This is a genomic window from Amycolatopsis sp. NPDC028719 (assembly GCF_055565395.1).
Genome location: NZ_JBVHUL010000007.1, coordinates 142,472 through 154,038 on the forward strand (window position 1 = coordinate 142,472; position 11,567 = coordinate 154,038).

Here is an 11,567-nt window from a genome sequence, read left to right on the forward strand (position 1 = left end):
CCAACCACATATTACACAAAAGACCCCTCCCACACCTCTCTCCCCTCTCGGCTCCCCCCCCCCCCCCCCCTCCCCCGCGGCTGCGCGCTAGCCGAAGTTCACGTCACTGCACCACATGTACGTCTGGTCCTGGTGTGACGCCTGCCAGATCGTGAACACGACGTGGTGCCCCTTGTACGCGCCTGAGGTCTGGACAGTGAAGTTGATGTCCTTGGCCGGGGCGTACCTGCCGGTCTGGGTGATGAAGTCGAGGTTGCCCCAGCCGAGGCGCTGGGTGGTGGGGTCGAACCCGTTCTTGCTGATGTAGACCCGCAGGTAGTCGGCACCGTGGCTGGCCTGGTCGTACAGGTGCATCGAGAAGCTGCTGCCGAGGCTGGTGGTCTTCCACGGGCCGGGGGTGTTGAGGGAGTTGTTGCGTGACAGGTTGTTGCTGCAGAGCTGACCGTCGGGGGTGGCGCCCTGGAAGTTGCCGCCGAGCCCGTCCCGCAGCGCGCTCATCCAGTTCCACATGGTGTCGGCGTTGGCCTGGAAAGCCTGCCAGCACATGGGGTCCTGCTGCTGCATGGCCGGGTTCGTGTGCTGGCTGCCCCAATCCTGCCAGCACTGGTAGGCGCGGGTGGCGGGGCCGACGATGGTGCCGTGCGCCGAAGCTGCCGGCACCCACAGGAACATTCCGGCCAGAGCGGCGACGAGCACCGCGAGGACGCTTCGCCGCCGGGCGGTGGAAGTGGTCCGTGTACGCATGAATGGGCCTCCATTCGTGATGAGTGGTGGTGATCCATTGGGAGCGCTCCCAGCGTGGGTGACAGAGTAGCGGGCATCCGGTAAAAGTTCAACGAACCGGACGAAATGACGGTGGCCCGATCCCGGCCGCGGCCCGGTTGCGGTCGTCGAGGTCCGTGACAGACTTCGCCCATGGACGATCGCGCCGCGCGGGACCTGATCGCCCGGGCCCGCGCCGAGACCGCACGGCTGGCCGAGGCGCTCACCCGGCAGCGGGACGGGATCGTGGCGGCGTCGGAGTTCACCAGCAACGACGACGAGCACGACCCGGAAGGTGTCACGATCGCGTTCGAACGGGCCCAGGTCCAGGCTCTCCTGCGCCAAGCCCAGGACGACCTCACGGACCTCGACCGCGCCGCCGACCGGGTGCGCGCCGGGACTTACGAAACTTGTGAACGCTGCGGCGGGCCGATCGCCGAAGGCCGGCTCGTCGCGCTCCCGGCGACGCGGATCTGCATCACGTGTGCGAGCAAGGCGCGCTGACGGCTTGAAACGTTTTACGAAACCCCGGTTTGCTCGCGGCCTGCCGTGACGCCAGGAATGAGTCATTCACTGCGTCGGGCGAGGTGAATGACTCATTCACTGCATCGCGGCCCGAATTCGCGGCACTGGCCGGCTCGGAACTCGTAACTTCCGGAGCCCACCCGGTACCGCGCATAACCGCCCTGCGTCCCTTCCCACGCCGCCCCGGCCGGAGCCGCCACCTTGCCGCCCCGCCCGACCGGCACGAACACCTCACCCGTCGCACCGACAGGCACGCTGACCCGCAACGTGAAGCCGTTGCGGTCCCGGGTCCACGCCGCCCGCACCTGACCGAGCGGAGACTGGACCTCGGCCGAAGCATTCCGCAGATCCCCCACCGGGAAGGGCTGGATCTTGACCTTCGTGTAGCCGGGCGCCGCGGGCTCGATGCCGGCGACGTTCCGGTACAGCCAGTCGTCGACCGTGCCCATGAACGCGTGCTGGTGGGAGCGGGACCCGGCGGGCCACTCCTCCCACATCGTCGTGGCGCCCAGGGTCTGGAACCAGTAACCCCAGCCGGGGTACGACGGGTTCGTCGCGACGCTGTACGCGAGCTCCGGATTCCCCGTGCCGGTGAGCACCGGGAGGATGAGCTTCGTGCCCAGCGCACCGGTGTTCAGGTGGACGCCCCGGCCCTTGATGTCGCCGACGAGGTTCGCGACGACGCCGGCGCGGGCCGCTTCCGGCACGATGCCGAGGCTCAGCGGCAGCAGGTTGCTGGTCTGGCGGTACCCCGCCGCGGGATCGTCGAAGTACGCGCCCTTGGCCGCGTCGTAGAACGTGGCGTTGAAGGCCTTGGCGATCGTGCCGGCGAGGCTGTCGAAGCGTGCCGCGTCATCGGTGTGCCCGAGGGCGCGGGCGATCGCCGCCATCGTCGTGGTGGTCTTGTGGATGTACGCGGTACCGGCCAGCCGCGCGCCCTCGGGCGGCTGGGCGAAACCGGGGGCGAGCCAGTCGGCGTAGCTGCCGCCCGTGTAGATGTAGCCGGTCCGGGCGATGTTCTTCTCGAAGAACCCGAGCCACGCCTTCATCGCCGCGTAGTTGTCCGCGAGCGGCCGGACGTCGCCGTAGTACCAGTAGAGATCCCAGTCGACGAGCACGAAACTCGCGGACCAGACCGGGTCGATCACCTGCTTGGCGCCCACGGTTCCCGGCACCGTCTGGCCGATGTTCCCTTCCGGGGTCTGGTCGTCCCGGTGGTCGCGCATCCAGTTCTCGTAGAAGTCCCGCATGTCGAAGCTGGCGATGGCGGAGTCGGCGGCCAGGAAGGCGTCCGCGGTGTAGGGCCGCTTTTCGTACATCGGGGTGTCGGTCGGCACCGAGTGCAGGTTGTTGAGGATCGTGTTCGCCTGCGCGTCGTGGTAGCGGTTGAGCAGGTCGCTCGAGCTGCTGAAGTTCCCGGTCCTGGCGACCGCCGTGTGGACGCGCTGCGCCGTCACCGATTCGACGGTGACGCCCGTCGGCGCGACGACCTGGACGTATCGGAACCCGGCGTAGGAGTAGCTCGGCGTGAACGTCTCCGGTCCGCTTCCCTTCAGCACGTACGTGTACTTCTGCAGCTGCATCCCGAAACCGCCGATGTTGTCGACGGTTCCGTCGGCTTTCAGCTTCTCGCCGTAGGTGATCGTCACGGCGGCGCCGGCCGGTCCGCGCACGGCGACGCTGGCCCAGCCCGCGGTCGGGGTGCCGTAGTCGTGCACCGTCGTTCCGGGAGCGGGGGTGGTCACCTTCCCGGGCTCGAGCGTGTCGGTCACCTTGATCGGCGGGAACGACTGCGCCCGCAGCGCACCCGCGGGCGCCGGGACGACGCGGGCCGGGCGCCAGCCGGAGTCGTCGAACCCGGTGTCGTTCCAGCCCGGCTGCTCGAGCCGGGCGTCGTAGGTTTCGCCGAACCACAGCGATTCGGACGTCGTGGGGCCGTCGGCGAGCGTCCAGCTGCCGTCGCTGACGACGCGCCCGCTCGTGCCGTCCGCGTAGGTGATGTCGAGCTCGAGCTTCAGCTTCGGCTCACCGTGCCAGGGCGAGCTGTTCCACTCGTCGGGGTTCGTCATCGCGTAGTAGCCGCGTCCCAGGCTCACGCCGATCGCGTTGTCGCCGGAGCGCAGCGCCTGGGTCACGTCGTAGGTCGCGTAGAGGTCCGTCTTGTCGTACACCGTGAACGCCGGGTCGAGCTCGTGGTCGCCGACCCGCCGGCCGTTGAGGTAGAGCTTGTAGTAGCCGAGACCGGCGATGTAGGCGCGGGCGGACCTGATCCGCTTCTTCGCCGTGAAGTCCTTGCGCAGCAGTGGTTCCGGCTGCGGCGTCGTCGTGACCGAGTTTCCCCACGGGCCGGATCCGTAGGCGGCGGCCACGAGCGCCGCCGGCCACGCCGAGTCGTCGAAGCCCGGCTGCTGCCAGCCGGCGGTGTCGGTGTCGGACGACTTCCAGGTGGTGTCGGTGACGATGTCGACCGGGTTCGCGTTCGCCATCTCGATGTGCAGCTTGCCGACGAGCCCCGACGGTCCGGGCTGGGCGTTGGCGGCCTGGATCGCGAGGACGTTCCGCCCGGCACGCAGGTCGGCCGTGAGGTCGACGTCGACGGCGGTCCGCCACGAGTCGGTGACCTGGGGCGAGGCGGCGACCTGCTTTCCGTTGACGTGCAGCACGAAGTTGTCGTCGGCGGTCAGCTGGAAGCGGGCCGCCGTGACCTGGGCGTCGGCGGGCAGGTCGACCGTCCGCCGGAAGTACCGGGTGCCGACCGGCGCGGAGTCCGCCGGATTCCCCTGCGGGTACCAGATCCAGCTCGCGCCTTGCAGCGAGGTGGCGGCCGGCTCCGCGCGCGCCCCGATCCAGTCGCCCCGGAAGTCCTTGCCGTCCAGGAACGCGGTCTCGAACCACGCGGCTTCGCTCCACGCCGACGCCCGCCGGTCGGCGTCCCAGACGCGGACCCGCCAGGAGTACCGGGTGCGCGGACGCAGGGCGGCTCCGGCGTACTCGACGTCGAACGACTTCGCCGACGTCACCCGGCCGCTGTCCCACACGTCGCCCGCCCGGCCCGGCGCCGACGACACCTGCACCTGGTACGCCGACTGCCGGGCCCCCGGCCGGTCCGAGTCCAGTATCCAGCCGAGCCGGGGCCGGGCGACGTCGATCCCGAGCGGATCCTCCTGGTACTCGACCGTCAGCGGCCCGACCCGCAGCCCCCTCGCCCCGGCGACGGTGCCCGGGTCGGCCAGCACCGGAGCTGTCCCCAGGACGGGCATGGCCAGCATGACCACCAGCGCGGCCGAGATTCCCGCCATCCGCGATCTCATCGCACTTTCCTCCGTCGTCGCAGGGGAGCGTTCGGGCTTGAATCGTTTCAATCCGTCGCGATGGAGAAACGATATAGCGCTTCTCCCGACGTGACAATGGCCCGTTGCCCTTGCCAGTTGTTTGACATCTGTCTATAAAGTTCAAGTGAGCATCGACACCACTGACGGGCGCGAACTCCGGGCCGTGCGTTCCCGGGCGGTGTTGTTCGCGGCCGCCGTGGAGCTGGTGTCCGGACGCGGGAGCGCGAACATCCCGGTCACGGACCTCGCCGAGGCCGCCGGGGTCAGCCGCCAGCTCGTCTACCTGCACTTCGGTGACCGGGACACGCTGCTGGTCGCCGCCGCGATCGACCTCGCACGGCGTGAACTGGCGCTCGGCGAGCAGTCCGGCCGCGCCGCGGTCCTGGCCACCGCCCGGCACTTCGCCGCCCATCGCGCGTTCTACCGCGCGCTGCTCACCGGCCCGTGCGCGTTCACGCTGACCACTGCCCTCACCGACCTGATCGCGCCGGCCAACCGCCACGTGGTGCTCGGGCTCTTCGGCGACCGGGTACGAGCCGGAACCGTCGACGACCTGGCGGTGTTCCTCACCGGCGGCGCCGGCGCGCTCATCAACGCCTGGCTGCTCGGCGACGAGGAGTCACTCGATCCCGAGGAACTGACCGACCGCCTGGTCCGGCTCCTCCACACCCTCGGCGGGCTCCCGGAAGAGGACCGATGACCCACCCCGAACTCACGATGGAACTGGTGGCCCGGCTGGAAGTCCTGATCGCCGAGCCGATCGACGCCGGGGTGACCCCGGCCGGGCACCGCCGGGTCATCAACGACGCCGTCTTGTCGGCACGCTCGTCCCGCGGCCGGCCGGTGCCCGGCCGCCCGGCGTCTCGCTCGAGTTCCACCAGATCCGCGTGAAGTGAGGTCGTTCGTGTCGATCCTGTCGAATCCGTTCGTCGCTGATGGTGTGGCCCGTTTGATGGCCGCGGCCGCCGCCCGCGCGATCAAGCCACGCCCGTTGTTTCCCGAAATTCCCGGCCGCAGCAAGGAAATCACGGTCCCGACCCGGCATGGGCCGATGCCCGCCACGCTCTACCGCCCGCCGGAGGGCACTCCGGCGAACGGTGTCTACGTCAACGCGCACGGCGGCGGGTTCGTGGTGGGCGGCGCGATCGGGGACGACCCGCTGTGCCGGTACCTCGCCGAGCACGCCGGGGTGTTCGTGGTCAACATCGACTACGCGCTGGCGCCGGTGAAGCGGTTTCCCGTGCCGTGCGAACAGGTTCACGACGCGCTCAAGTGGGCGGCCGCACCCGAACGTGAGTGGGCGGGCGCGCGGCTGTGCGTCGGCGGGCAGAGCGCCGGCGGTGCGCTCGCGGCCGCGGCGTCCCGGCTCGCGCTGCGCGAGGGCGGGCCCGGGATCGCGTTGCAGGTCCTGCACTATCCGCCACTGGACCTGGTCACCCCGGCCGCGGCCAAGCCGGCGCCGCCCGGCCGGCGGGTGGTGATCCGGCCGTGGATGGGGGAGGTCTTCGACACCGCCTACATCCCCGACGCCGCCCGCCGCGGCGACCCGCTGGCGTCCCCGGCGTGGGGCAGCAACGGCGACGGCCTGGCGGGGATCGCACCCGCGCTGGTGCTCACCTGCGAGCACGACCGGCTGCGCGCCGAAGCCGTCGCCTACGCCGGCAAGCTCGAGGCGGCCGGCGCGCTGGTCGAGCACTACGACATCAGGGGCGTCGACCACGGGTACGACCTGATGGGCGGGGACCCGGAGCTGGTCCGGCGGGTGTACGCGTTCCTGGCGCTGCACGTCGAACGCGCGGTGACCGCCTGACCGCGCGTCAGCGTCAGCGCCAGGGCATGTGCTGCAGGCACCAGGTGTTGCCGTCCGGGTCGGCGAAGTAGGCGTAAAGCACGCCGCCCATGTCTTCGACGGGACCGACCTCGACCCCGCGGTCGACGAGCTGGGCGCGTGCCTGCTCGATGTCGGCGACCACCAGGTGCAGCCCGCGCATGGCACCCGGCGGCAGGGCGAGGGGCTGGACTCCCTCGGTGAGGGAGATCGAGCAGGCCGAGCCGGGCGGGGTGAGCTGGACGATGCGGACGCCCTCGGCCGGGCGGACGTCGACGTCGAGGGCGAAGCCGGCCTGATCCCGGTAGAAGGCGATGGCCCGGTCGAGGTCCGCGACCGGCACGGGGACGAGCTCCAGGAGGAACGCGCCGGCGGGCACGGGCGGGTTGCCGGGGTCGTTGGTGACCTCGGAGGCGTGGGGGATCTTGGTGGTGGGGTCGTTCATGAGTGGTCTCGTTTCTCTTGGTCGAGCAGGTCGAGCAGGGAGGCGAGGCGGTCGTAGGCCTCTCCGGCGCCGCGTCGCATCGGGGTGCGCACGACCTGGTCGCGGATTTCCGGTGACGGGTACCGCACGGTGACGGTCATGGTGGTGTGGCCGCCGGTCTCGGCCAAGACGGTGGTGACGAGCGCGGCGCTTTCGGGCCAGCCGCGGTGGATTTCGGTCTGCACGAGCCGTACGGGCGGCTCGACTTCGCGGAACTCGCCGGACATCTCCATTTCCGCGCCGCCGGGACCGCGGGAGACGAACCGCCAGGCGCCCCCGGGGCGCAGGTCGACTTCGCAGCCGGTCAGGTGCCAGCCGTGGGCGCCGTGCCAGCGGCGCAGCAGCTCGGGCCGGGTGAGCGCGGCGAACACGAGGGGAGCGGGCGCGGCGAAGTCCCGGGTGAGCACGAGCCCGGTGGCGCCCGCCTCGGTGACCTGGAGTCCCGGGCTCCGCAGCGGCGGCGTCACGGTTGCAGGTCCTTCAGCAGATCGTCGAGCTGCCGGTAGCTGGCTTCCCAGTAGTCGCGGTAGCCGGCCAGCCAGGCCGTGGCCGCCTTGAGCGGTTCGGCGACCAGGTGACACGGCCGCCGCTGGGCGTCCCGGCCGCGGCGCACCAGCCCGGCCCGCTCGAGCACGCGGAGGTGTTTCGACACGGCGGGCTGGCTCATCGCGAAGGGCGCGGCGAGCTCGGTGACGGTGGCGTCGCCGGTCGCGAGCCGCGCGAGGATGGCCCGCCGGGTGGGGTCCGCGAGTGCGGCGAAGGTCGCGTCCAGGGTGCTGCTCGTGCCCATTGATAACCTTTCGGTTTTGAAACCGATTGGTTTATATAGGCTGTTCAGGGCGGTGTCAAGCGATGCTGGGACACGAGAGCGCCGCCCTGCCCGGGGTGGGCAGAGCGGCGCCGGGTTCGCGTACCTCAGGAGGCGCTGCAGCTGACGCTGGGCCAGTTCCAGTTCCCGTTGTGCTGGATGGTGACGCCCCAGTTGTTGCCGTTTCCGTTGGGCGTCGCGACGAGGACCTGGCTGCTGGGCCACGTCCCGCTGATGTTCCAGGTGGCGCTGATCCTCGCGGGGCTCGGCACGGTCATGGTGACCGTCCACGAACTGGAGCCGCTGACCGAGACGTTCAGGTTGTACCGGTCGCTCCAGCTCTGTCCGGCCGAAAGCGTCGCGGAACAGCTGCCCCCGCCCGGGGTGGTGGGCGTGGTGGTCGGTGTCGTGGTGCCCGTGCCCGTCGGGGTCGTCGTCGGTGTGGTGGTCGTCCCTCCGGAGTTGAGGACGTTCAGCACCGAGTTGTACGCGGCCTTCTTGTTCCCGCTGCCGTCGAACAGAAGGGGACTCTCGTTGGAGCGCCAGGAATCGCTGTCCCGCACGCCCCACACGGTGATGCCGACGCAGCGCGCGACGTTCATGCACGCCTGGGTCAGCGCCGCGTACTGCGAGGTGTTCGAGTTGGTGACGTCGACCTCGGTGAGCGCCACGTCGACGCCGAGCGCCGCGAAGCTGGAGATCGTGGTCTGGAGGTTGCTCGGGACCGAGCTGCCGCCGGTGAAGTGGGCCTGCAGGCCGACGCAGTCGATCGGCACGCCGCGGGACTTGAAGTCCCGCACCATGTTGTACACGCCCTGGGTCTTGGCGTAGTTCCAGTTGTCGATGTTGTAGTCGTTGTAGCAGAGCTTCGTCGACGAGTCGGCCGCGCGGGCGGTCTTGAACGCGACCTCGATCCAGTCGTTGCCCGTGCTCTGCAGGTTCGACGACCGGCGGCTGCCGTCTTCGTTGAAGGCTTCGTTGACCACGTCCCAGTAGGCGAGTTTGCCTTGGTAGTGGGCCATCACCTTCTGGATGTGGTTGATCATGGCGTTGCGCAGCGAACTGCCGCCCATGTTCTGCATCCAGCCCGGCTGCTGGGCGTGCCAGGCGAGGGTGTGGCCGCGGACCTTGGCGCCGTGGCCGACCGCCCAGTTGTAGATCTGGTCGCCGGCGGAGAAGTTGAACTGGTTCTGGTTCGGCTCGGTCGCGTCGGGCTTCATCTCGTTTTCGGCCGTCACCATGTTGAACTCGCGCGACGCGATGGTGGTGTAGGTGGAATCACCGAGCCTGCTGCCGGCGATCGCGGTGCCGAAGTACCGGCCGGACTGCGCGGCCGCGGCTCCCAGTGTGCCGGCCGCGGCATCGGCGCCCGGGGCGGTCACCAGGACAGCGGCGGTCGCGGCGACGGTGGCCGCTGCCGCCAGCACGCGACTCGCCGACGACTGCCACCACCGTCTGCCGCTCCGGTCCGACGAACTTCTTGCCATCCGTGGTCTCCTTCCAGGCGCACGCCCAGGAAAGCCCGCCGGCGACGACTTCCGGGCAGAGCCGGGAAACCTGGTCGCCGGTGACCTGGACGATCCGATGATGTTCACTTGCTGTGAGCAGCAGAGCACGGAGCTTCCACGCCAGGCAAAGAGTTTCGAACGACTTTCGGACTCCAGTCCGAAACTCGCGCCCGTCCGTGCGACCCGGGAAGTGCCGCTCTTAGCGGTGGCGCGCGTCGTCCAGGCGGCGGGCTTCGGCGGCCTGCTCGAACGGCGTGTCGCCCGCCGGGTGGCGGTCGCCCAGGCCGGCGAACAGCTCGGCCACCTTCACCGAGTCGTGGTGGGTGGCGAACTCGGCCAGCGCGGGGTCGGTGGCGGCCAGCAGCTGCCGGAACCGGAGCTCGGCGAGCGGGCCGAGGCGGTCGTAGATCTGCAGGAACACCTTCTGCGCCCGGTCGCGCGCCCAGTCGGCCGGCAGCAGCTCGGCGGGCAGGTCGGGGTCGGTCTCCGGGAACCGGCGCCAGTCCACCCGCAGCTCGGTGCGGGTGCGCAGCGCCTGCGCCGGGCTGATCAAGCCGGCGTCCAGGCCGGTGAGCACCTGCTCGTAGCGCTCGACGAACTGCTCGTACTCCCGGGCGAGGGGCTCGAGGTCGAACGCCGCGACGGCCGCGCCCGAACCGGGCACCTCGGTGGCGCGGAAGACCGTCGCGCTGCGGAGATCGAGCTCGCGCAGCGCCGTGAGCGCGGGGCCGGTCAGGTCGTGCGGGCTGACCCACACCCCGTCGTAGAGGGCGGCGAACCGCAGGACCCGCAGCCGCGACCGCAGCGCCGTGCGCAGCCCGCGGTCCTGCTCCGGTACCGAGAACGTGACGACGGTCCACTGCCCGTCCCACTCGGGCGCGGTGGTGCCGAAGGTCAGCATCCGGTGCGTGCGCTCGATGATCACTTCGGACGTGCGCGCGGGGATCCCGTACGCCGTCGTCCGCCCGCTGCGCGACACGGTGAGCAGGCCGCGGGCGGCGAGCCGGCGGATCGCGGCCCGCGCGCTCGCCGGGCTGATGTCGAACTCGCCGAGCAGCTCCACCAGGGCGGCCGAGGGGATGTGCTCGTCGCGCCAGTACCAGAAGTCGCCGAGCAGGGATGTGAGCAGCAGCTGGGGTTCGGCTCCCTGCTGGGAGCGGGGCAGCGGCCCCGAGGACGTTGCTGTCATCGCGCGCTCGCCTCTTCCGGGGTTCGCTCCGGCGGCCGGCCGGGGGCGCCCGCCGCGGGTGTCCATGGTGGCAGTGCCGTCCGGGTGAGCGCACCGAGGGGTTGAATCACGCGACACATCATGCGACGATCGGCGCCCAGATAGCAACCAATCGATCCTTCAGGTTCCCGCGCCGCCCGCTGGGGTGGCCTTCCGCAGGAAGAAAACGACATGGGTTCCTCACTTCGTCAATGGCGTCGAAGCACGCTCGCCGCGGTCGCCGCGGGACTCGCGCTGGCCGGGTGCACGGTCGACGACGGCGCCGCCACGGCCCCCACGGCCGCGGCTCTCACGACCGACCAAGCGCTGCACGACCAGCTTCCGCAAGCGGTCAAGGACGCCGGCGTCCTCCGGTTCGCCGGGGACTCCCACCCGCCGTACCGCACCGTCGGCCCGGACGGCAAGACCGTCACCGGCATCGACCACGACTTCCAGGAGGCGCTCGGGCAGCTCTTGGGCGTGCGCACGGAGACCACCATCGTCAGTGGTCTGCCGGCCGCGCTGCAGGGCATGCTCAGCGGCCGCTACGAGGCCTTCAACGGGCCGGTCAAGGCGACCGCCGAACGCGAGAAGCAGTTCGACACCGTCACGTGGATGACCACCCGGACCTCCTACGTGATCCCCACCGGCTCGGCCGCGGGCATCAAGCAGACCGCCGACCTGTGCGGCAAGCGCGTCGCGGTGGTCACCGCGAGCGTCGTGGAGGACCAGCTCGCCAAGCTGTCCGCCTTCTGTGAACGTTCGCAGCGCCCGGCCGTGCAGGTGGTCGGGCTCGACGACACGAACGCCACCCTGCTGGCCGCCAAGTCCGGCCGCGCCGACGCCGCCGGGATGACCCAGGCCGCCGCGATCGACGTGACCACCCAGCAGAAGGGGCAGTACGACTACGTGACGCAGACCGAGGAACAGGGCGCCACGAAGGACAACCTCGCGCTCTACACCCCGAAGGCCGGCAAGCTCGGCCCGGTGCTGCAGAAGGCCTTCGAAGAGCTGTTCCGCAACGGCACCTACACGCGGATCATGCAGAAGTGGGGCCTCACCGACGTCACGGTCCCGCAGCCCCTGTTCGACGCGGCGTCCGCGAAATGACCG

At 70.4% G+C, this 11,567-nt stretch carries 12 protein-coding genes; 5 read left to right on the forward strand and 7 right to left on the reverse strand.

Translation table 11 applies throughout. The features are described 5' to 3' along the window. Window positions 1-87: 87 nt before the first annotated feature. Window positions 88-744 carry a lytic polysaccharide monooxygenase gene (locus ACZ4TR_RS31300; RefSeq protein ID WP_465290975.1) on the reverse strand — a complete coding sequence of 219 codons (657 nt, stop codon included), beginning with the start codon at window positions 742-744 and terminating at the stop codon, window positions 88-90. Between the two features lie 171 nt (window positions 745-915). Between ACZ4TR_RS31300 and ACZ4TR_RS31305 the strand changes: the two genes are divergently transcribed. Continuing rightward, a complete protein-coding gene (locus ACZ4TR_RS31305) occupies window positions 916-1,266 on the forward strand; it encodes a TraR/DksA family transcriptional regulator (RefSeq protein ID WP_465290977.1) in 351 nt (116 codons plus the stop codon). A 92-nt stretch (window positions 1,267-1,358) separates the two neighbouring features. Here the strand turns inward: ACZ4TR_RS31305 and ACZ4TR_RS31310 are convergent, their stop codons facing one another. Continuing rightward, window positions 1,359-4,598: a family 78 glycoside hydrolase catalytic domain gene (locus tag ACZ4TR_RS31310; RefSeq protein WP_465290979.1), complete on the reverse strand. Its 3,240-nt coding sequence runs from the start codon at window positions 4,596-4,598 to the stop codon at window positions 1,359-1,361. Between the two features lie 145 nt (window positions 4,599-4,743). Here ACZ4TR_RS31310 and ACZ4TR_RS31315 point away from each other — a divergent pair, with 145 nt between their 5' ends. The 3 genes from ACZ4TR_RS31315 to ACZ4TR_RS31325 are packed head-to-tail and all read left to right on the forward strand — an operon-like array spanning window position 4,744 to window position 6,429. Then, on the forward strand, window positions 4,744-5,319 hold the full coding sequence (locus tag ACZ4TR_RS31315; protein WP_465290981.1) for a TetR/AcrR family transcriptional regulator: 576 nt from the start codon (window positions 4,744-4,746) through the stop codon (window positions 5,317-5,319). Next, a complete protein-coding gene (locus tag ACZ4TR_RS31320; protein ID WP_465290983.1) occupies window positions 5,316-5,510 on the forward strand; it encodes a hypothetical protein in 195 nt (64 codons plus the stop codon). Before ACZ4TR_RS31315 ends, ACZ4TR_RS31320 begins: the two co-directional genes overlap by 4 nt. A 49-nt stretch (window positions 5,511-5,559) precedes the next feature. Further along, window positions 5,560-6,429: an alpha/beta hydrolase fold domain-containing protein gene (locus tag ACZ4TR_RS31325; RefSeq protein WP_465290985.1), complete on the forward strand. Its 870-nt coding sequence runs from the start codon at window positions 5,560-5,562 to the stop codon at window positions 6,427-6,429. Between the two features lie 13 nt (window positions 6,430-6,442). Here ACZ4TR_RS31325 and ACZ4TR_RS31330 read toward each other — a convergent pair whose 3' ends face one another. The 5 genes from ACZ4TR_RS31330 to ACZ4TR_RS31350 all read right to left on the reverse strand — a co-directional run bounded on the left by ACZ4TR_RS31330 (window position 6,443) and on the right by ACZ4TR_RS31350 (window position 10,436). Further along, window positions 6,443-6,892, reverse strand: a complete 450-nt coding sequence (locus tag ACZ4TR_RS31330; protein WP_465290987.1) for a VOC family protein — start codon at window positions 6,890-6,892, stop codon at window positions 6,443-6,445. Then, window positions 6,889-7,398, reverse strand: a complete 510-nt coding sequence (locus ACZ4TR_RS31335; RefSeq protein WP_465290989.1) for an SRPBCC family protein — start codon at window positions 7,396-7,398, stop codon at window positions 6,889-6,891. Before ACZ4TR_RS31335 ends, ACZ4TR_RS31330 begins: the two co-directional genes overlap by 4 nt. Next, window positions 7,395-7,721 (reverse strand): ArsR/SmtB family transcription factor, encoded by a 327-nt coding sequence (locus tag ACZ4TR_RS31340; RefSeq protein ID WP_364526173.1) that lies wholly within the window; start codon window positions 7,719-7,721, stop codon window positions 7,395-7,397. Before ACZ4TR_RS31340 ends, ACZ4TR_RS31335 begins: the two co-directional genes overlap by 4 nt. A gap of 125 nt (window positions 7,722-7,846) precedes the next feature. Further along, a complete protein-coding gene (locus ACZ4TR_RS31345) occupies window positions 7,847-9,226 on the reverse strand; it encodes a glycoside hydrolase family 10 protein (RefSeq protein WP_465290991.1) in 1,380 nt (459 codons plus the stop codon). Window positions 9,227-9,446: 220 nt separating this feature from the next. Beyond that, entirely contained in the window at window positions 9,447-10,436 is a 990-nt protein-coding gene (locus tag ACZ4TR_RS31350; protein ID WP_465290993.1) for a PaaX family transcriptional regulator, read from the reverse strand. Window positions 10,437-10,646: 210 nt separating this feature from the next. Between ACZ4TR_RS31350 and ACZ4TR_RS31355 the strand changes: the two genes are divergently transcribed. Further along, the gene (locus tag ACZ4TR_RS31355; RefSeq protein ID WP_465290995.1) at window positions 10,647-11,564 is read left to right on the forward strand and encodes a transporter substrate-binding domain-containing protein; all 918 of its coding nucleotides are present in this window, start codon (window positions 10,647-10,649) and stop codon (window positions 11,562-11,564) included. Window positions 11,565-11,567: the final 3 nt, after the last annotated feature.

Coding starts and splice junctions, on each gene's coding strand:
- ACZ4TR_RS31305 (WP_465290977.1), top strand. CDS start 916: ATGGACGATCGCGCCGCGCGGGACCTGATCGCCCGGGCCCGCGCCGAG.
- ACZ4TR_RS31300 (WP_465290975.1), bottom strand. CDS start 744: ATGCGTACACGGACCACTTCCACCGCCCGGCGGCGAAGCGTCCTCGCG.
- ACZ4TR_RS31350 (WP_465290993.1), bottom strand. CDS start 10,436: ATGACAGCAACGTCCTCGGGGCCGCTGCCCCGCTCCCAGCAGGGAGCC.
- ACZ4TR_RS31355 (WP_465290995.1), top strand. CDS start 10,647: ATGGGTTCCTCACTTCGTCAATGGCGTCGAAGCACGCTCGCCGCGGTC.
- ACZ4TR_RS31345 (WP_465290991.1), bottom strand. CDS start 9,226: ATGGCAAGAAGTTCGTCGGACCGGAGCGGCAGACGGTGGTGGCAGTCG.
- ACZ4TR_RS31330 (WP_465290987.1), bottom strand. CDS start 6,892: ATGAACGACCCCACCACCAAGATCCCCCACGCCTCCGAGGTCACCAAC.
- ACZ4TR_RS31320 (WP_465290983.1), top strand. CDS start 5,316: ATGACCCACCCCGAACTCACGATGGAACTGGTGGCCCGGCTGGAAGTC.
- ACZ4TR_RS31340 (WP_364526173.1), bottom strand. CDS start 7,721: ATGGGCACGAGCAGCACCCTGGACGCGACCTTCGCCGCACTCGCGGAC.
- ACZ4TR_RS31310 (WP_465290979.1), bottom strand. CDS start 4,598: ATGAGATCGCGGATGGCGGGAATCTCGGCCGCGCTGGTGGTCATGCTG.